This window comes from Massilia sp. LMS1-1-1.1 (genome assembly GCF_040815535.1).
In the GTDB taxonomy this organism is placed as follows: Bacteria; Pseudomonadota; Gammaproteobacteria; order Burkholderiales; family Burkholderiaceae_D; genus Janthinobacterium; species Janthinobacterium aestuarii.
In genome coordinates this window covers 1,057,059-1,075,976 of sequence record NZ_JBFPNG010000001.1, presented here as the reverse complement: position 1 = coordinate 1,075,976, position 18,918 = coordinate 1,057,059, and the positions used below count along the sequence as shown (strand labels likewise).

Annotated in this window: 18 protein-coding genes and 1 pseudogene; 8 read left to right on the top strand and 11 right to left on the bottom strand. The window is 60.7% G+C overall.

Features of this window, described 5'->3' with window-relative positions:
* Positions 1–42 precede the first annotated feature (42 nt).
* Positions 43–501: an acyl-CoA thioesterase gene (locus MRBLMS1_RS04945; protein ID WP_034750191.1), complete on the top strand. Its 459-nt coding sequence runs from the start codon at positions 43–45 to the stop codon at positions 499–501.
* 30 nt (positions 502–531) lie between these two features.
* Here the strand turns inward: MRBLMS1_RS04945 and MRBLMS1_RS04940 are convergent, their stop codons facing one another.
* From MRBLMS1_RS04940 to MRBLMS1_RS04910, 7 genes and pseudogenes are all read right to left on the bottom strand, one after another.
* On the bottom strand, positions 532–987 hold the full coding sequence (locus MRBLMS1_RS04940; protein WP_485878154.1) for a hypothetical protein: 456 nt from the start codon (positions 985–987) through the stop codon (positions 532–534).
* Between the two features lie 67 nt (positions 988–1,054).
* The gene (locus tag MRBLMS1_RS04935; protein WP_485878152.1) at positions 1,055–1,939 is read right to left on the bottom strand and encodes a hypothetical protein; all 885 of its coding nucleotides are present in this window, start codon (positions 1,937–1,939) and stop codon (positions 1,055–1,057) included.
* A gap of 285 nt (positions 1,940–2,224) precedes the next feature.
* A complete protein-coding gene (locus MRBLMS1_RS04930; protein ID WP_035820280.1) occupies positions 2,225–3,631 on the bottom strand; it encodes a DEAD/DEAH box helicase in 1,407 nt (468 codons plus the stop codon).
* A gap of 379 nt (positions 3,632–4,010) precedes the next feature.
* Complete coding sequence (locus tag MRBLMS1_RS04925; protein ID WP_485878149.1) at positions 4,011–4,532, bottom strand: helix-turn-helix transcriptional regulator; 522 nt, start codon at positions 4,530–4,532, stop codon at positions 4,011–4,013.
* Positions 4,533–4,537: 5 nt separating this feature from the next.
* Positions 4,538–4,813, bottom strand: a pseudogene (locus MRBLMS1_RS04920) (hypothetical protein).
* A 27-nt stretch (positions 4,814–4,840) separates the two neighbouring features.
* A complete protein-coding gene (fabI, locus tag MRBLMS1_RS04915; protein ID WP_128142568.1) occupies positions 4,841–5,629 on the bottom strand; it encodes an enoyl-ACP reductase FabI in 789 nt (262 codons plus the stop codon).
* Between the two features lie 102 nt (positions 5,630–5,731).
* The gene (locus MRBLMS1_RS04910) at positions 5,732–7,141 is read right to left on the bottom strand and encodes a transglycosylase SLT domain-containing protein (RefSeq protein ID WP_128142569.1); all 1,410 of its coding nucleotides are present in this window, start codon (positions 7,139–7,141) and stop codon (positions 5,732–5,734) included.
* A gap of 327 nt (positions 7,142–7,468) precedes the next feature.
* On the opposite strand from MRBLMS1_RS04910, the gene MRBLMS1_RS04905 reads away from it, so the two are divergent.
* Both MRBLMS1_RS04905 and MRBLMS1_RS04900 read left to right on the top strand, forming a co-directional pair.
* The gene (locus MRBLMS1_RS04905) at positions 7,469–8,041 is read left to right on the top strand and encodes a DUF1415 domain-containing protein (RefSeq protein WP_139089831.1); all 573 of its coding nucleotides are present in this window, start codon (positions 7,469–7,471) and stop codon (positions 8,039–8,041) included.
* On the top strand, positions 8,041–8,235 hold the full coding sequence (locus MRBLMS1_RS04900; RefSeq protein WP_034749680.1) for a DUF1289 domain-containing protein: 195 nt from the start codon (positions 8,041–8,043) through the stop codon (positions 8,233–8,235). Before MRBLMS1_RS04905 ends, MRBLMS1_RS04900 begins: the two co-directional genes overlap by 1 nt.
* Before the next feature lie 105 nt (positions 8,236–8,340).
* Here MRBLMS1_RS04900 and MRBLMS1_RS04895 read toward each other — a convergent pair whose 3' ends face one another.
* Positions 8,341–8,847 carry a DUF1993 domain-containing protein gene (locus MRBLMS1_RS04895; RefSeq protein ID WP_034749677.1) on the bottom strand — a complete coding sequence of 169 codons (507 nt, stop codon included), beginning with the start codon at positions 8,845–8,847 and terminating at the stop codon, positions 8,341–8,343.
* Between the two features lie 262 nt (positions 8,848–9,109).
* Here MRBLMS1_RS04895 and MRBLMS1_RS04890 point away from each other — a divergent pair, with 262 nt between their 5' ends.
* Both MRBLMS1_RS04890 and MRBLMS1_RS04885 read left to right on the top strand, forming a co-directional pair.
* Positions 9,110–12,235 carry a sensor domain-containing protein gene (locus tag MRBLMS1_RS04890; RefSeq protein ID WP_485878145.1) on the top strand — a complete coding sequence of 1,042 codons (3,126 nt, stop codon included), beginning with the start codon at positions 9,110–9,112 and terminating at the stop codon, positions 12,233–12,235.
* A gap of 10 nt (positions 12,236–12,245) precedes the next feature.
* Complete coding sequence (locus MRBLMS1_RS04885) at positions 12,246–14,519, top strand: xanthine dehydrogenase family protein molybdopterin-binding subunit (protein ID WP_485878143.1); 2,274 nt, start codon at positions 12,246–12,248, stop codon at positions 14,517–14,519.
* A gap of 6 nt (positions 14,520–14,525) precedes the next feature.
* Here the strand turns inward: MRBLMS1_RS04885 and MRBLMS1_RS04880 are convergent, their stop codons facing one another.
* Entirely contained in the window at positions 14,526–14,954 is a 429-nt protein-coding gene (locus MRBLMS1_RS04880) for a thioredoxin family protein (protein WP_034749668.1), read from the bottom strand.
* Positions 14,955–15,229: 275 nt separating this feature from the next.
* On the opposite strand from MRBLMS1_RS04880, the gene MRBLMS1_RS04875 reads away from it, so the two are divergent.
* Complete coding sequence (locus MRBLMS1_RS04875) at positions 15,230–16,147, top strand: 23S rRNA (adenine(2030)-N(6))-methyltransferase RlmJ (RefSeq protein ID WP_034749665.1); 918 nt, start codon at positions 15,230–15,232, stop codon at positions 16,145–16,147.
* A gap of 186 nt (positions 16,148–16,333) precedes the next feature.
* On the opposite strand, the gene MRBLMS1_RS04870 is transcribed toward MRBLMS1_RS04875, so the two are convergent.
* Positions 16,334–17,083 carry an SAM-dependent methyltransferase gene (locus MRBLMS1_RS04870; RefSeq protein WP_070302037.1) on the bottom strand — a complete coding sequence of 250 codons (750 nt, stop codon included), beginning with the start codon at positions 17,081–17,083 and terminating at the stop codon, positions 16,334–16,336.
* 55 nt (positions 17,084–17,138) lie between these two features.
* Positions 17,139–17,747, bottom strand: coding sequence for a Maf-like protein (locus MRBLMS1_RS04865; RefSeq protein ID WP_070302286.1), 609 nt, complete (start codon positions 17,745–17,747; stop codon positions 17,139–17,141).
* A 222-nt stretch (positions 17,748–17,969) separates the two neighbouring features.
* Between MRBLMS1_RS04865 and MRBLMS1_RS04860 the strand changes: the two genes are divergently transcribed.
* Positions 17,970–18,467: a YceD family protein gene (locus MRBLMS1_RS04860; RefSeq protein WP_034749656.1), complete on the top strand. Its 498-nt coding sequence runs from the start codon at positions 17,970–17,972 to the stop codon at positions 18,465–18,467.
* Positions 18,468–18,669: 202 nt separating this feature from the next.
* Positions 18,670–18,852: a 50S ribosomal protein L32 gene (gene rpmF / locus MRBLMS1_RS04855; protein ID WP_034749653.1), complete on the top strand. Its 183-nt coding sequence runs from the start codon at positions 18,670–18,672 to the stop codon at positions 18,850–18,852.
* Positions 18,853–18,918: the final 66 nt, after the last annotated feature.

Genomic DNA, 18,918 nt, shown 5'->3' with positions numbered 1-18,918 from the left:
TCACTTTTAATTTCCCCCTTGGAGAACACTTTGGACAGCGCGATGAACTGGTCGGCCCACGAACTGACGATGACGGTCCTGATGACGCCCGATATGGCCAACTTTTCCGGCAACGTGCACGGCGGCACCATCCTGAAATACCTCGACAGCGTCGCCTACGCCTGCGCCAGCCGCTATTCGGGCAGCTATGTGGTGACCTTGTCGGTGGACCAGGTGATGTTCCTGCAGCCTATTCACGTGGGCGAGCTGGTGACGTTCCTCGCCTCGATCAATTACACGGGTACGACGTCGATGGAAGTGGGTATCCGCGTGGTGACGGAAAACATCCAGCAGCGCCTCGTGCGCCACGCCAACAGCTGCTATTTCACGATGGTGGCTGTCGACGCCAACCGCAAGCCGGTGGCCGTGCCGCCGCTGGTGCTCGAGACACCGGAACAGCACGCGCGCTTCGAACAGGCCAAGCTGCGCAAGCTGTCGCGCCAGAAGGTGTCGAAGAAATAGTTGTGTAGCGACATCGATGGCCGCAGCCGCTTATTGGCCACGTGCGTAGCACATTTGCATTTCTGCGCAACGTATGGGACCTGGCAAATGCGTCCAGTCGCCCGGGTTGGGGAATGTGAAGGCGCATATTTGATGAATGGCTTGCGGCGGCAAAAATCCCTGATCTCTTCCCAGTTGTATTGCCCAACAATCTGCGGCCCTTTCGTTGCTGCCTACATATTGATGCGCACATTCATGCGTATAGACATACCATTGTATAAAAGGCGGAAGGTAGAAAAAATCAGGGCGGAATAATAATACACCTGGCCGTGCCATTGCAATATCCGGGATGGCGGCCACATAAGAAACCGCGCCGCCGCATGTCATGGTTTGCCCGGCAATGATGGGGGCTACTCCCATGGGTTGAAGGATGACTTGCGCGACGGCTGGCGGGCCGAGGATGGCGGCCAACACAATAAGCGACAGCGATACTGTTAAGGTTTTCATTTTTCAGTGGCGATGCTTGAATTATATGGCGCGGATAATTTTGGCGCAGTGACTTTGACATCAGCGGTTAGCTTGCATCTTCCAGTTCTTTGGGGAAGGAGCACCTTTTCTTTCTTGACTGGATCTGCTCAAGCTGATTTTTTAGTGTGGAAATTAATCCCAAACGGGGGAGCGGTAGAATTTCCGGGTCTTGCAAGAGCTGAATGAATTGTCCGATCCGTTCGTTCCCGGAATTGCAGTCTCCCATGGCGAATTCGGAAATTGCCCAATCCGCGATAATGTAGGCTCTCGCGCCATTAATGCCGAACGCAGATTCGCCGCGCAGTACATTCAGGGAATCCTGAAAAGCAGCCCGTCCTTCCTGTATTTTTCCGGTCGAAAACATCAGTCGCGCCTTGTATCGTCTCGCTTCCGATTGCATCGAGGGCACCGCATCCTTGATGGCGACGGCCCGTTCAACCAAGGTAGTGGCACTTTTCCAGTCATAAATATTCAACGCTTCCGATATCAACACCAATAGTTGGGGAATTCCCGCATGGTCGCCGAGGCGCGGTAGCAATGCCGTGGCATATTGTATGTTTGCCAGTACCTGTGGAGATACCATGGAATTCATCGCCATCAGCATTTGGGGATTATTTGATTGATATTGAATCTGGATCATGTTCTGGCGCAGATTTGACACGGCATTCACGGATTTGTTGAATTCTTCCATATCCCTGAAAAGTTCATTGCGTGGCTGGCTCCAGAACATGTCAAAAAGAGAAATTGCACTTAAAAGTATGCCAATGAGTAAGGCCAGGAAGCTTGTTCTTTTTTGAATTATTTCAAATCTTCCGTGTTCCGGATTTTCGAGGCGGTTCATTCGAAGATCCATTGCATGTATTTTCGACCCGATCGAGGATTTATCCTCCGGATCGGTGGTGTCGCTTTCCGGTACAGGATTGGAATTCATGGCGGAAATTTCCAGTCTTGGCTGCATTATTGAATCTATCGTTATCTGTATTCCCTGATGTGACTATATTCTGAAAATGTCGGTGAAGTTTGATCTTGAGTAACGTATGTGATTATTCGACGTCTTTATGTTTTTTATCTGAAAGTATTTTCGTTTTTTATGATAGGAAATCTTTCCCGAGAAGGCAGTCAGCCGGTGTGGCTGTCAAATCGACGGGCAAAAAAAAGCCACCAGATCACTCTGGTGGCTTTTTCTCGTGCTGTAATTTGCAGCGGCTAATCGTGATTAACGGTCGCCGTAGCTGCGGCGTGCGCCGTCGGTGCTGCGCGGGTTGGAACCCTTGTAGCCGCCGCCGGTGCTAGGAGCGCCGTCCTTGCGTGGTGCGCCCGGCTTGCTGAACGTGCGTTGGCCTGGCTTCGCGCCGCCACGGTTGTCGCCTGGTTTCCAGCCGCCTGGACGGGCGCTCGAACGTGGTGCCGATGCCGTTTTCTTCGGTTCGAAACCTTCGATGACATTGACCGGGATCAATTGCTTGGTGAAGCGTTCGATACGCTTGACGTTCATGCCTTCAGCGTGGTTCACCAGCGAGATGGCCAGGCCATTGCGGCCAGCGCGGCCGGTACGGCCGATGCGGTGGACGTAGTCTTCAGGGAACTTCGGCAGATCGTAGTTGAACACGTGGGTGATCGTCGGCACGTCGATACCGCGGGCGGCAACGTCGGTGGCAACCAGCACTTTGACCTGGCCGCGGCGCATGCCGTCCAGGGTGCGGTTGCGCGCGCCCTGATGCATGTCGCCGTGCAAGGCGGCAGCCGAGAAACCGGCGATGTTCAGACGGTCGGCGATGGTGTCGGCGTCACGCTTGGTGGCGGTGAACACAACAGCCTGGTCCAGCGATTCGTCGCGCAGCAGGTGGTCCAGCAGGCGATTCTTGTGCGACAGATCGTCGACGAAGTGGACGCGCTGGGTGATGTTTTCATGCTTGTTGCTCGAGCTTGCCACCTGGATGACCAGCGGGTTCTTCGTGATGCGGCGGGCCATGTTGCCCACGACGCCGTCCAGGGTTGCCGAGAACAGCATGGTTTGACGGCCTTCTGGCGTCGCTTCCACGATTTTTTCGATGTCGTCGATGAAACCCATGTCCAGCATGCGGTCGGCTTCGTCCAGCACCAGGATTTCCAGTTGCGAGAAGTCGATCTTGCCCGAGTCCATGTGGTCGATCAGACGGCCAGGGGTGGCGACCAGAATCTCAGGATTCTTGGCCAGCAATTGCATCTGTTTAGGGTAAGGCATACCGCCCAGAATCGACACAGCCTTGATGCGGCGGATGCCGGTGCTGTACTTGTCGGTGTTGGTGGTCACTTGCAGGGCCAGTTCGCGCGTTGGCGTCAGCACCAGCATTTTTGGCTGGGCAGCCTTGAAACGTGGACGCTCGCCGCGGGCGCGCGATGCTTGCATTTCCTGGTTCGGCGTCTTGCCGGCGGCGCTTTGTTCGGCGCTGGCCAGTTTGTGCAGCGACGGCAGCATGAAAGCTGCGGTCTTGCCCGAACCGGTCTGCGACGAGACCAGCAGGTCACGGCCTTCGATCGCGGCTGGAATCGCTTGCGACTGTACCGCGGTTGGCGCGGTGTAGCCCGATTCGGTCAGAGCGGCGATGATGGACGGATGCAGGCCTAAGGATTCAAATGTCATTCTTTTCTTTCGTAAAAATCAGCGTTCTTGCAAAAAGCAGAACGCAAAATAGCAACGCCAACCAAAACGAAATGACTCAACTAGAAAGAAATTTCGGCACAAAAGCTTTGCGCCGGGACGGTGTCAGGTGCGACACACAAGGCGGGAGGGCTTTATAAGCGGCATCCTGTGGATGCGCTAAGGCTTGCGAAGCTGCTAAGTTTGTAGTGCATGACTGCGGTGTTGCCATCGCTTCAAGGGAACATATTGCAGCGCACAACGACACTATACCGTATTTGACGTCGTTTTGCACGGTCTAAATGGGAAGAAACGAAAGTCCTACCACGTTTTGCGCATGTTTCCTATGCGAAATCAGTAGGAATACGTAGTTTTCGCCCGTTCAGTTGAGCATGGCCATGATGTCGGCTGGCAGCGGCGGCGCCTGTCGCGTTTCCCTGGCCAGGTTGATTTGCCGGGTGACCTGCGCCAGTTCGACCAGGCTGCGTTCCAGCTGATACGTTCCCTTTGCGTCCAGCCACGCCAGCACATCGTCCAGGTGCCAGATGGTGGCGCTGCCTTCATGTACGGGGACGGGAAAGCTGTGGCGGTATTTGCTCATCAGCTTGTGCAGGTTTTGCCGGGACAGGCCCAGTACCTGCGCCACGTCGGTCAGGCCCACGGAGTCGGGCGAGGCCTCGACCAGCACGGCCTCGGGCACGATGGCCTTGACGTCGGCCAGGGCGCTGAGCAGCGCCTCCCTGGCATTGCTGGCCTCGCGCGTGAATTCCAGTGCCAGGCGTCCCGCTTGACCGACGCCGACCAGGGCGTCGTCGCAACCGCCGCTGCCCAGGCGCCCGGCCAGCGCGTCGAGGTCGTGTTCGTGGTCGGGCAGGCGGTACTTGAGAGTGAAGATGTAATCCATGATGGTTATCCCCTGGATTTGCGTTGCATGCAGTCGTGCATCAGTTTGTTGAAAGTGCCATTGTCGACCACCCGGCGGATCGCCCGCGCGTGGTTGCCCGGGTTTTTGGCGTGCTCCAGATGCAGGCGATGCAGAATTCGCCGCAGCGGCAGCCGTCGTCATTGTAGGGGCGACATTTTGCCCCAGGCATGGCTGCCGCCCACTTCCACTCGCCAGCCCTGGCTTTCCGCGTGGCGCAGCGCCGCTTCGATTTCTTTCCTGGGGTGCGAGGAGCGCGTCATGCGATGCCTCCAATGTAGGTCACCGCATCACTCTATTTCGGGATTGACGGCCATTACTTGCGAAAAGCCGCCATCGACGTAGGTAATTTCGCCCGTGATGCCCGAGGCCAGGTCGGACAGCAGAAAGGCGGCCGTGTTGCCGACCTCTTCGATGGTGACATTGCGGCGCAGCGGGGCGTGCTCGGCCACAAAACCCAGCAGTTTGCTGAAATCCTTGATGCCGGAAGCGGCCAGGGTCTTGATGGGGCCGGCGGAAATGCCGTTGGCGCGGATGCCGCGCGGACCCAGCGATTCGGCCAGGTAGCGCACGGATGCTTCCAGCGACGCCTTGGCCAGGCCCATGGTGTTGTAGTAGGGCACGGCGCGCACGGCGCCCAGGTAGGTCAGGGTCAGGACCGACGCGCCCGGATGCAGCAGGGGCAGGGCGGCCTTGGCCATGGCGGGAAAGCTGTAGGCGGAAATGTCGTGCGCGATGCGGAAACTGTCGCGCGACAGGCCGTCGAGGAAGTCGCCGGCGATCGCCTCGCGCGGCGCAAAACCGATGGCGTGCACCAGGCCGTCCAACTGATCCCAGTGGTGCGCCAGGTCGCTGAAGACGGCGCTGATCTGTTCATCGCTGGACACGTCGCAGTCGAACACCAGTTCGCTGCCGAATTCCGCCGCAAATTCCGTGATGCGCTCCTTGAAGCGTACACCCACATACGTGAAGGCGAGGATGGCGCCTTCGCGGTGGCAAGCCTTGGCGATGCCATAGGCGATGGAACGGTTCGACAGCAAGCCCGTGATGAGGATTTTTTTGCCTTGCAAGAAAGCCATGACGACTCCTGTCTGGGTAGGTGGGCGGGAAGGCGGATGTGCAACCGGCCGCGACAGCAAAGCTGTGGCGGCCGGTGGGGTGTCTCAATACGGATCAGGCGATCAGTGACGTGCCTTGGCGCGACTGTTGCCACCGCGCTGGATGCGTGGTTTTACCAGGGAAATTGGCGCCGCTTGCACCTTGCCGCCCTTGGTGACGCGGCGCACAGCCTTGGCGACCCGTTCAGGACGGTCCGCTTCCAGCAGCATGGTGGCGCTGTCGGCGATTTCCTGGGTGATGTCGCTGTTCATCGTGGCCGAGGTTTTCGGCACGAGGATGGTGGAGCCGGCGCGCAAACGCGTGCGCTGGGGAATGTTGTTGGCCTGGCGCAGCACGTCGGCCGTGGTGCCGAATTTCGACGCCAGGGTTTCGATGCGTTCGCGCGCATTGGTGATCTTGTGCGTGGTCCAGCTCGACAAGGCATGGCCCCATTGCGCCAAGTTGGTGGTGAACTTGGCGGCGTTTTCCTGTGGCAACAGAATCTTCGTCTTTTCGCCGCCGATGATGACGGGGCGGTTAAATTGCGGATTCAAGGCCTTGAATTCATCCATCGACAGTTCGGCCAGCTGGGCGGCGACGGTGATGTCGATGTCGCTGGTCTTGTCGATGGCCGTGAAATAGGGCTGGTTGTCGACCACGGGCAGGGTCAGGCCGAACTGGGCCGGATTGGCGATGATGTTTTTCACCGCTTGCAGTTTCGGCACGTAGTTGCGCGTTTCGGCCGGCATCAGGTCGGCCAGGCTTTCGAAGTCGGTCGGCTTGCCCATCGCCTGGTTTTTCTTGATGGCGCGCTGCACCGAGCCTTCGCCCCAGTTGTAGGCGGCCAGGGCCAGTTGCCAGTCGCCAAACATGTCATACAGGCGCTGCAGGTAGGTCAGGGCCGCATCGGTCGAGGCCAGCACGCCGCGGCGCTCGTCCTTGAACATGTTTTGCTTGAGGTTGAAATCGCGTCCCGTGGCGGGCACGAATTGCCACATGCCTGCCGCATTGGCGCTCGAGAACGCTTGCGGGTTGAAGGCGGACTCGATGAATGGCAGCAAGGCCAGTTCCGTCGGCATGCCGCGCTTTTCCAGTTCCTGCACCACGTGGAAAATGTAGCGCGAGGCGCGCGCCGTCGTGCGGGCGATGTAGTCGGGGCGGGTGGCGTACCAGTTGACGTGATTCGCTACCAGCTGGTTGTTGATGTCGGGAATCGCATAGCCGCTGCGGATGCGGCCCCAGACGTCGGCTTCGCGCAGCGGATCGGAATTGTCGCTGAGGTTTTTCAGCAGACGGTCGGTCTTTTGCAGGCGGTTGTCGAGGGTGGGGAGTTTCGCCGTGACCTGGGCGGTCATCGGGATCAGGGCGGGCGTGGTGGCGGCGACTGGCGCGTTATCGCTCTCAACACCGGCTTCGTACGCCTGGCTGAGGGCGGGCGCAAGCGCCAGGGCCAACGCCGCCAGGACGGTAGATTTAAAGGAGTTTTCGTGCATAGTGTTCCATTGTTGTCGTCGGAGAAACATCGGACAGACCCATGATTAAGCTGCGAGTGTACGTATATCCACATGCCGGAGTCAAGAATTATGTCAGCATGATGACAGCACATAGGCGTCAATAGCGATGTTTCCAGTCGCTAATAATGCAATTATTACAAATTTAATTTGCCAGATGTGCGATTTGGCCGCTGTTATAGCATACATGGCCACGGTCATGGCGCAAGCCTGGACGGCGCCCGGTATGAGGCTGCGCAAAAGTGCGTACAATTTGGCTTTGGCCGGCCATTCAGCCGCCGGCCGCTTTATTAATAGAGAGTCAAGTATATGAACACCCCGCCGCGCCACGACGACGACAACGCCGTCATCATCGCCAATACCGTTGCCTGGCTGGAAAAGGCCGTGATCGGCCTGAACCTGTGCCCGTTCGCCAAGGCCGTGCACGTCAAGAAGCAGATCCGTTATGTGGTGTGCGAATCGAGCAATCCCGAAGATTTGCTGGCGATGCTGATGGACGAGCTGCAAACCCTGGCCGACACGGATCCCGAGCAGATCGACACGACCCTGCTGATCCACCCGTACACCCTGAACGATTTCCTCGACTACAACGAGTTTCTCGATGTGGCCGACGCGGCCGTGGAAGACATGCACCTGGCCGGCGAACTGCAAGTGGCCAGTTTCCACCCGAACTACCAGTTTGCCGAGACGTTCGAGGACGACATCAGCAACTACACGAACCGCTCGCCGTACCCGACCCTGCACCTGCTGCGCGAAGACAGCATCGAGCGCGCCGTCGAGGCCTTCCCGGAAGCGTCGGACATCTTCGACAAGAATATCGCCACCCTGGAAGCGCTGGGCGCCGAAGGCTGGGAAAAGCTCGGCTTGCCGAAGGTATCCTGATGGCTGACAAGGAATTGCCGCCGCGTCCAGACACGCCCTGCGTGGCCGTGTGCTCGACGACTTTCGATGAAATCTGCCGCGGCTGCGGCCGCACCGTGGTGGAAGTGGCCCACTGGGTATCGATGACGGATGAAGAGAAGGAAGTAGTGTGGGTGAGGATACTGGCGCAGGGGTATCCGCGCCGGAATACCTGATTTAACCCAAATGCAACTGCTGGGGTCAGACCCCCAAGGACGCTAACGCAGAGCTCAGCGTTGGCGGCCGCGAGGGTCTGACCCCGGTACTGTTGACGCTAACGATTAATAGCTGCCAATAAAATCTTTCTTGCCGACTTCGATACCATTGTGGCGCAGGATGTCGTACGCCGTCGTCGCGTGGAAGAAGAAGTGCGGCAGCGCGTAGTGGAACAGATAGGTCTGGCCCGTGAAGTGCTTGGTCTTTTCGCCGCTGCCCGTGGTGATGGCGCGCGTTTCGCTGCCGTCGATGTCCGCTTGCGGCAGGCTGTCCAGGAAGGCGATGGTTTTCACGATGCGCGCTTTCAGCTCAGCAAAGCTCTGTTCGCTGTCTTCATACGGTGGCACGGCCACGCCGGCCAGGCGCGCGCCGCAGCCCTTGGCGAAGTCGGTGGCGATCTGGATCTGGCGCACGAACGGCAGCATGTCCGGGAACAAGCGGAACTGCAGCAGGGCGTTCGGGTCGATTTTCTTGTCTTGCGCGTGCGTTTCCGCCTTGTCCAGGATGGCGGCCAGGCTGCCCAGGATCTGTTTGAAGACGGGGATCGAAGCGGAGTAGATGGAGAAGGTCATGGTGGTTCCTCTAGGTAAAGTGGCGCGATGATAGCAAGCCAAGCGTTTTTCTGCTGGCGCCGGCCTGGCGCGCCGGCCCGCGTGTGGTTTTTCAACCCTGTCTATATGACATGAGGTTGCCGCTGGCGCGTGTTTATTGGTGACTTATCCCGCTTTTTCCATGCATAATTGCTCCTGAAAAAAGTTTCTTCCCGCCTGACCACCCGACTTCCCCTGTAAAGTTCAATGATCGCCCGCCTGATCCCTGTTGCCCTGTTGCCGCATGTTTAACTCACCTTACCAGCGCCTGCGCGCCAGCCTGCGCGTGCTGTACGGCTCGTCGATCTATGGCGCCTTGCTGCTGGTGGTATTTGGCGGCCTTGTCGTGCCCGCCATCTTCGGCAGCTATGTGCTCGTCGGCGTGCATGAGCGCCAGTCGGCGCGCACCAGCCTGAACGAGGCCTTGCAGCGCAATGTCGATATCCTGGCGCTGGGCATGCAGGAGTCGCTGTGGAACATGAATGCGGAATCGGCCCATTCGCTGGTCGAGTCGGTGATGCGCGACCGTTCCGTGCTGCTGGTGAAGGTGCTGGGGCAGGGCGACACGGAATTCATCAGCTTGCAGGCGCCGCAGCGGCCCGTGGGCAATCTGTACCGCGCCGGGCGCGACATCCTCGTGCGCGGCGAACGCATCGGCCACGTCATCGTCGAGATGGACGACGCGCGCAGCCAGCAGGAACTGCGCGAAAAGCAGATGTCCTATATTTTCGTGCTGGGCGCGCAGCTGGCCGTGTCGATGGCGCTGATCGTGCTGTTCCTGAACCGCCGCCTGCTGAAACCCCTGCGCCGCCTGACGCGCTTTTCCGACCGCCTGTCGCACGGCGATTTCGACACGCCGCTGGCATCGCACAGCAATGACGAACTGGGTCGCCTGACGGCCCAGCTCGAGCAAATGCGCGCGGCCATCGGCCAGCTGTTCGAGGATGTGGGTCAGCGCGAAGAGCGTTTCCGCACCATCGTCACGCAGGTGCCGGGCGCCGTCTTCCGCTACCGGCCCGATGGGCCCATCGATTTCGTCAGCGATGCCATCGAAGATATTTCCGGCTATTCGGCGCGCCAGTTCATGCGCGGCACCACGCATGCCTGGGCCGACCTGATCTGCCCGGAAGACCGCCGCGAGCACCGCCGCGCCGTCGGCCAGGCCGTGCTTGACGAACGGCCATATGCGCTGGAATATCGCATCATCGACGCTTTCGGCATCGAGCGCTGGGTGGCCGAGAATGGCCAGCCGCAGGTGGGCGAGCAGGGCGTCATCTGGATCGACGGCATCATCGCCGACATCAGCCAGCGCAAGCACCACGAGATGCGCATCGAAGCGCTGCTGACGGAGCAGAGCGCCATCCTCGACAACGTGATGTTCGGCGTGATGTTCGTACGCCACCGCCGCATCATTTCCGTCAACCGCCGCTGCGAGGAACTGTTTGGCTACGGCCATGCCGAAATGACGGGCAGTTCCACCGCCATCGTGTTTACCAGTTCGTATGACTTCGAAGAGGCGGGCGAGCGCCAGTATCCGGCCCTGGCCGCGGGCGGCGATTTCAGCGAGGAGCGCCAGTACAAGCGCCGCGACGGCAGCCTGTTCTGGGCGCTGGTGAGCGGCTGCGCGCTCGATCCGCTGCGCCCCAACGAAGGCAGCATCTGGGTGTATGCCGATATCACGGCGCGCAAGGAAGCCGAGGAGAAATTGCGTTTGTCGGCCACCGTGCTCGAACATATCGCCGATGGCGTGATGGTGGTCGACGCGGATGGCATCATCGTCACCGTCAATCCCGCCTTCACGCAGATCACCGGTTACGCCGAAGCCGAGGCGCTGGGGCAGCATGCGTCGCTGACGCGTTCCGAGCGCCACGACGCCGCGTTTTACCAGGCCCTGTGGGATGAACTGGCCGTCTCGGGCTTCTGGCGCGGCGAGATCTGGAACCGGCGCAAGAACGGCGAGGTGTACCTGGAATGGCTGACCATCAGCGCCGTGCGTGACACGCGCGCCGTCACCACCCATTACGTGGGCGTGTTCAGCGACATCACCCTGATCAAGCAGTCGCAGGAAAAGCTCGACCACATGGCCCACCACGATCCGCTGACGGCGCTGCCGAACCGCCTGCTGTTCCACGACCGCCTGCAGCACGCGCTGCTGCGCGCCGCGCGCGACCAGGAACAGCTGGCCGTGCTGTTCATCGACCTGGACCGCTTCAAGAACGTCAACGATACCCTGGGCCACCATGTGGGCGACGAATTGCTGCAAAAGGTGGCCGGCCAGCTGGCGGCCCGCCTGCGCGAAGGAGATACCCTGGCGCGCCTGGGCGGCGACGAATTCATCGTCCTGCTCGAACGCATCGACGGCGAGTATGGTGCCACGCAGGTGGCGGAAAAACTGATGACCATGTTCGACCAGCCGTTCACGGTGGCCGGCCACGAACTGTTCGTCACCTGCAGCGTGGGCATCAGCCTGTATCCGGACGATGCGCTGGACTTGAACATGTTGATCCGCAATGCCGACGTGGCCATGTATCAGGCCAAGGCGCGCGGGCGCAATGGCTACCGCTTCTATGCGCCGTCGATGACGGGCGAGGGCGTCGAGCGGCTGCGCCTGGAAACCTTCTTGCGCCGCTCGATCGAGAAGAACGAGATGTTCCTCAATTACCAGCCGCAGGTGGAAATCGACACGGGCCGCCTGGTCGGCGTCGAGGCGCTGGTGCGCTGGAACCATCCGGAACTGGGCCTGGTGCCGCCGGCCCGCTTCATCCCGCTAGCCGAAGACAGCGGTTTCATCAACCAGCTGGGCAAATGGGTGCTCGACGAAGCGTGCCGCCAGATGATGCGCTGGCAGGCGCAGGGCTTGCACGTGCCGAAGATGGCCGTCAACCTGTCCGTAAAACAGTTCGAGCGGGGCAGCATCGCCGGCATGGTGGCCGCCATATTGAAGGAAACGGGCCTCGAGCCGCAGCGCCTGCAGCTGGAAGTGACGGAATCCGTCATCATGAACACGGGGGACGCCCTCGGTTTCATCAACGACTTGCACGCCATCGGCGTGGGCCTGGCCATCGACGATTTCGGCACCGGCTATTCCTCGCTCGCGTATCTGAAACAGCTGCCCGTGCAGACCCTGAAGATCGACCGCTCCTTCATCAAGGATATATCGACAGACGTCAACGACGAGGCGATTGCGATTGCCATCATCCAGCTGGGCAAGAGCATGCATTTGTCCGTGATTGCCGAAGGCGTGGAGACGGAAGAGCAGGCCGCTTTCCTGCTGCGCCATGGCTGCAAGCTGGCGCAAGGTTATTTTTATAGCCGTCCGGTGCTGGCACAGGATATGCTGGAGCGCTGGATCGATCACTCACTACTATAAAGGACAGCCCATGGCCGCACACTCCTCCCCGTCGCGTCGCCGTTTCCTGCTCGGCGGCCTTGGTCTCGGCGTGGCCGGCGTGGGCGCCCTGGTGCTGGGCTGGGGCGTGCTGCCGCCGCGCCAGCGCCTGCATGGCAGTGCGCCGCTGCCGCTTCAGGATGGCGCCGTGGCCCTCAACGGCTGGCTGGCCATCGGCACGGATGGCACGGTGACCCTGGCCATGCCGCGCAGCGAAATGGGGCAGGGCGTGCACACGGCCTTGCCGATGCTGGTGGCCGAGGAGCTCGACGTGCCGCTGGCCAGCGTCAAACTGATACAGGCGCCGAACGATAAAATCTTCGGCAATGTCGCCATGCTCAAGGACAGCCTGCCTTTCCATCCGGACGACCAGGGGCGCTTGAAGGCGCTGGCGCAGTGGACGGTCGCCAAGGCGGCGCGCGAGCTGGGCGTGATCGTCACGGGCGGTTCGTCGAGCGTGAAAGATGGCTGGGGCCCCATGCGCGAGGCGGGGGCGTCGGCGCGCGCCATGCTGGTAGGCGCCGCCGCCGCGTTGTGGCAGGTGCCGGCCGCGCAGTGCCGCACGCAGGACGGTGAAGTGCTGCATCCGGACGGCCGGCGCGCCAGCTACGCCAGCCTGGCGCAGCGCGCCGCCGTTATCGATCCGGGTACGCCCGTGCTGAAGTCGCCCAAGGATTTCAAACTGATCGGCCAGCCAGCGCCGCGCCGCGATACGCCGTCGAAGGTCAATGGCAGCGCGCGTTTCGGCATCGATGCGCGTCCGCCCGGCATGCTGTACGCGGCCCTGCATCTGCCGCCGCGCCTGGGCGATAGCCTGTCCGCGTTCGACGCGGCGCCCATACTCGCCATGCCCGGTGTGAAAAAAGTGCTGGACCTGACGCCGCAGCTGGCGCAGCGCAGCGTCTCGTGCGCGGCCGTGGTGGCGGACACCTGGTGGCGCGCGAAGCAGGCGGCGGCCGCCTTGCCGACGCAGTGGAAGGCTGGCCCGCAAGCGAACTTGTCCAGCGCCGGCGTCTACGCGGAATTTGCCCGCCTGTTGGACACCGAAGCCGGTTATGCCTATCACGCCAGCGGCGAGGTGGAAAGTAAAGCCGTGCAGGGCATGCGGCAGGTCAGCGCCGAGTACCGCGCACCGTTCCTCGCGCATGCCGCCATGGAGCCCGTCAACTGCACCGCGCAGGTGAAAAATGGCAAGGTGATGCTGTGGGCCTCGACGCAGGCGCCCGGCATCGCCGTCGACGTGGCGGCGAAAGTGGCCGGCGTCGATGCGAAAGACGTCAGCATCGAGGTGCTGCTGCTCGGTGGCGGTTTCGGCCGCCGCCTGGAAGTGGACATGGTGGCGCAAGCCGTGGCCATCGCGCTGCAGTGCGATGGCGCGCCCGTGCAGCTGGTGTGGACGCGCGAACAGGACACAAAGCACGATATGTACCGTCCCGCCGCGCTGGCCCGCTTTGCGGCCCGCCTCGACGAGCATGGCCGCATCGCTTCCTGGGACAATAAATCCGTCAGCGGCTCCATCACGCATCAATACCTGCAGCGCAATTTCGGCTTGCCCGGCGCGGGGCCGGACAAGACCACGGCCGAAGGCGAATTCGACATGCCGTATGAAATCGCCAACCAGCGCATCGCCCACGTGATCGCCGACAGTGCCGTGCCGGTCGGCTACTGGCGCTCGGTCGGGCATTCGCACAACGCGTTCTTCAAGGAAAGCTTTATCGACGAGCTGGCGCATGCGGCAGGGCAGGATGGTATCGCCTTCCGCCGCGCCATGCTGGTGCGGCATCCGCGCCATTTGGCCGTGCTCGATGCGGCCGTCGCCAGGGCGGGCAGTCCTCCGCCCGGCCATGCGCATGGCGTGGCCTTGCACCAGTCGTTCGGCAGCATCGTCGCGCAAGTGGCGCAGGTGTCGGTGGAAAACGGAGAAATCCGCGTGCAGCGCGTCGTGTGCGCCATCGATTGCGGCATTGCCGTCAATCCGAACATCATCGCCCAGCAGATGGAGTCGGCCGTGCTGTTCGGCCTGTCGGCGGCGCTGGGCGGCGAGATCACGTTCAAGGAGGGGAGAGTCGAGCAGGGCAACTTCCATGACTATCCCGTGCTGCGCATGGGGCAGACGCCCGAGGTGGAAACCATCATCATCGCCAGCGCCGAGCATCCGGAAGGCGTGGGCGAACCGGGCACGCCGCCGATTGCGCCGGCCGTGGCCAACGCCGTGTTCAGTCTGACGGGGAAAAGGCTGCGCAGCCTGCCGCTGCGCCTGGCTTGATGTGGATCAGGCCAGGGTGGCGGCAAGCATGTGGCGCAGATTGCAGTCGCGCTGCCAGTCGCGCCGTTCCTGCGTGCTGCCGGCCAGCGCGGCCAGTTCCTCGGCGCTGAGCGCCTGCTGCGCCTGCACCATGCGGTGCGCCAGGCCGCCGTCGGGCAGCACGGTGCCGAAGAAGGCGACATTGTCCTCGCGCTGTATCAACAGGGTGGGGAAGTTGTCGATGTCGAGGTCGCCCACCACGTCGGCCTGGTCTTCGATGTCGATCCAGACGAAGACGGTGTCCGGGTGGCGCGCGGCCAGTTCCTCGAACGTGGCGCGGTAGCTGCCGCAGGTGCCGCACCACAGCGCGCACAGGCAGGCCACCGTCCAGCGCGGGCCGGCCAGGGTTGCCGCGACGTCGGCGCGGTTATCGGTCGTGAGGGTCAGGCTGTGCATGGTCGTTTCTATTGGTAGGCGGATGGGCGGGGGCGCCCGATGCGCGTATTCTACCGCGCCCGGCGATGCCAGTCCCGGGAATGCATGGGCTTGTTTAGCCGTGTTTTTTGATGCAATCCACCTTTCTGGTGGATAATGCTGGTAATTGCGCGCTGATTACGCTGGTCCATGCTGTTTCCTGGCCCCGCAGCCTGACCCCTCCAGTCTGTTTTCATGCCCTGCCCGGTGTCAGCGCTCCCGCCTTTATTTATTTTTATTATGGAATTAGCCAGCTTATGTTGAGTTACCGCCACGCCTTTCACGCGGGTAATCACGCCGATGTGTTGAAGCATTATGTGCAGATTCAGTTGTTGCAATATCTGAATCAAAAAGATACCGCCTATAGTTATATCGATACCCACTCCGGCGCAGGGGTGTATGCGCTCGACGGCGGTTATGCCTCGAAAAACGCCGAATACGAAACGGGCATCGCGCCCCTGTGGGACCGCACGGACCTGCCGGCCTCGCTGGCCGAGTACATGAAGCTGATCAAGGAAATGAATCCGAGCGGCAAGATGCGCTACTACCCGGGTTCGCCGTACTGCGCCGACAAGGTCAGCCGCGAGCAAGACCGTCTGCGCCTGTTCGAGCTGCATCCAGCCGATGCCAAGATTCTGGCCGACAATTTCCGCAAGGTCGAGGCGCATGCGCTGGCCCAGGGCGAGCGTCCGACCGTGCGCGGCAAGCGCGTGCTCATCACCAAGGCCGACGGCTTCCAGAGCCTGAAAGCGCTGCTGCCGCCGCCATCGCGCCGCGCGCTGGTGCTGATCGACCCGCCGTATGAAGACAAGATGGATTACCGCAAGGTCAAGGATACCCTGGCCGACGCCCTCGTGCGCTTCCCGTCCGGCATGTATGCCGTCTGGTACCCGGTGCTGCAGCGCATGGAATCGCGCCAGTTCGCCGACAAGCTCAAGCAACTGCCCAGCTCGGACTGGCTGCACGTGACCCTGACGGTCAACACCCCGTCGCCGGACGGCTTCGGCTTGCACAGCAGCGGTATGTTCATCTTGAACCCGCCGTACACCCTGGAGCCGATGTTGCGCGAAGTCATGCCGTACCTGGTGAAGGTGCTGGGCCGCGATGATGGCGCGAAGTTTGTATTGGAAACGGGCAAGGGCGGACAGAAGAACACGGGCACCCGTCGCGTCTGAAGGCACCTGACCAAACCTACTGCGCGTCGGTATAGGCGGCCTGCGATGCTCACCGTACTAGAGTACGGTTGCGCTTCTTAGCCACCTCTCCCTTCCGCTCGCTACGGTTTTGTCAGTTGTCGTGACTATCGTAGTGAAGCAAAGCAAAGCAAACGCCACGGTAAATATTTCCGTGGCGTTTGTCGTTTACTGTCCCAGCAACAGGAACACGGTCGGTTTCTTGTGGAAGTCAGGCGCCTTGCCGGCGGCTAATTGTTTTTTCCACTGGCCGCCATTCCATGTCTGCACGCTTTCCGTGTCCAGGCTCAGGTCGGTGGCGACGCAGATCAGCGTCGATGGCGCGCATTGCGCCACGAGCGCTTCCAGCATGGCGGCGTTGCGGTACGGCGTTTCGATGAACAGCTGGGTCTGCTTTTCATTGCGCGAGCGGCTTTCCAGTTCCTTGATGCGCTTGGCGCGCAGGGCGGCGTCCGTGGGCAGATAGCCGTTGAAGGCGAAGCTCTGGCCGTTCAAGCCGCTGGCCATCACGGCCAGCAGGATCGACGACGGGCCCACCAGCGGGCGCACTTTAATGCCGTGCTGATGCGCCAGGCGCACGAGGTCGGCACCCGGGTCGGCCACGGCGGGCACGCCTGCTTCCGACACGAGGCCCGCGTCGCGTCCCGCCAGCAGCGGCGCCAGCAAGCCGGCCAGCGCTTGCGCCGGGGTATTGACGTTCAGTTCGGAAATCGTGATTTCCTGCAGCGGCTTGGCCAGCGGATGCTGATTGCCGATCAATTTCAAAAAGGCGCGCGCCGTCTTGGCGTTTTCCGCAACGAAATAATCGAGCTGCGACGTGATCTGCCGCACTTGCTCTGGAATGATGTGGCCCAGCGGGTCGCTTGCGCCGTCGGACAGGCCGAGGTGGTTGGGAATCAGGTACAGGGTGCCGGTCATATTGTTAGCTTTGTATTGGCCGGGGTCAGACCCGTCGGGTCTGACCCCAGGGTGATTAAAATGTGAAAAACGCCACACCCGCCTTGCGCAGCATGCCCGTGAGGGCGATCAGCGGCAAGCCAGTCAGGGCGGTCGGGTCGGTGGTGGCTATGCGTTCAAGCAGGGCGATGCCCAGGCCTTCGTTCTTGGCGCTGCCGGCGCAGTCATATGGCTGCTCGATGCGCAGGTAGGCGTCCAGCTCGGCATCGGGCAAGTCGCGTACGGTGACGAGGGTCTGGACGTCTTCCACTTGCGCTACAGGCGGACTCTGGCGGCCGTCGAGCAGGCACAGTGCCGTGTGGAACACGGTCTGGCGCCCGCGCATGGTTTGCAGCTGCAGCAGGGCATTCGCATGGTTGCCGGGCTTGCCGATCTGAGCGCCATCGAGTGTGGCGACCTGGTCGGAGCCGATGACGAGGCTGTCAGGATAGCGGTCGAGCACGGCTTGCGCCTTGGCCTGGGCCAGGCGCAGGGCCGTGGCGCTGGGGCTTTCGCCTGGCAGGGGACTTTCGTCGAGATCGGGCACGGCCACCTCGAAGGGCAGGCGCAGGCGTTGCAGCAATTCCTTGCGGTAGGTCGAACTCGATGCAAGAATCAAGCGCGATGGGGCGGAAGTTGGTATCATTCGGTAGTGGATGGCGGCCGGCATGGCCGCGCTGGTCGATGTCAGTGGAATTTCACGCAAATTCCAGGGCGCAGAGCCCACAACTGAGGCTCCATGCGGCATGACGGTGTTGATGAAATGTCATGTTGATGGCAATAATTGCGTCAAAAAAGATGCTTAGCCTTTGACTCCGTGCTAAAAACCCTGTTATTATCGCAGGTTTTCCGGGGAAATTTTCTACCAATGAATGCTTTTGTGATCGACACCTTTGATTTTTGTCGTATCAGCGGGAGCCGCGAGGGTGTAACTCCTGTCGCTGAAATGACCCGGTTGACCAAGGATTGTGCAGATAGTTCCGGCGAGATCGCCTGGAAAATCGTCGGCGGCACCAGCAAGCTGGGCTACCCACAGCTGACCTTGTCGGTCAACGGCACCGTTCAGCTGGTTTGCCAGCGCTGCCTGACTCCGTATGCTTACGTAATTGATTCGACGACCACTCTGATGCTGGGCAAGGATGACGAGCACGCGGACGAGATCGAAGAAATCATCAACGATGAATCGATCGACGTGATCGTCGGCAGCCGCAACATGGATGCCGCGGCCCTGATCGAAGATGAAGCCTTGCTGGCCCTGCCGCAGGTACCCAAACACGACGTCTGCCCCGATACGGCGCAGCTCGATGCTCTCAAGACTGAAAAGAAGTCGCCGTTTGCGGCCCTGAAAGACTTGAAGCCAGAATAAAGTAGTAAAGGGGTTTTCCCCATCAAAGAACGTGTCAAACGCGTGTTGTAATCGAGTATGGCAAGTGTAGTGAAATGTAGTTGTAATAAACGATGTCGGTCCGGGCTATTTTCGGGTAGTCTTTGCCGCTGGGATACTCGATTCGCATGTATTTGCCAATCGATTGTGCTAAAATTTTAGAACTTATGTATTAGGAGTCATCATGGCAGTTCAACAGAACAAGAAAACCCCTTCCAAGCGCGGCATGCACCGTTCGCACGACTTCCTGGTCGCGCCGCAATTGAGCGTCGAGCCAGTTACCGGCGAAACACACATGCGTCACCATATCAGCCCTAACGGCTTCTATCGTGGCCGTAAAGTGTTGAAGACCAAAAACGACGAGTAATCGACGTTTTTGTTGGGTAAGATGAAAGCGGTGTTGCGTGGTTATTCGGCGTGGCGCCGCTTCTTC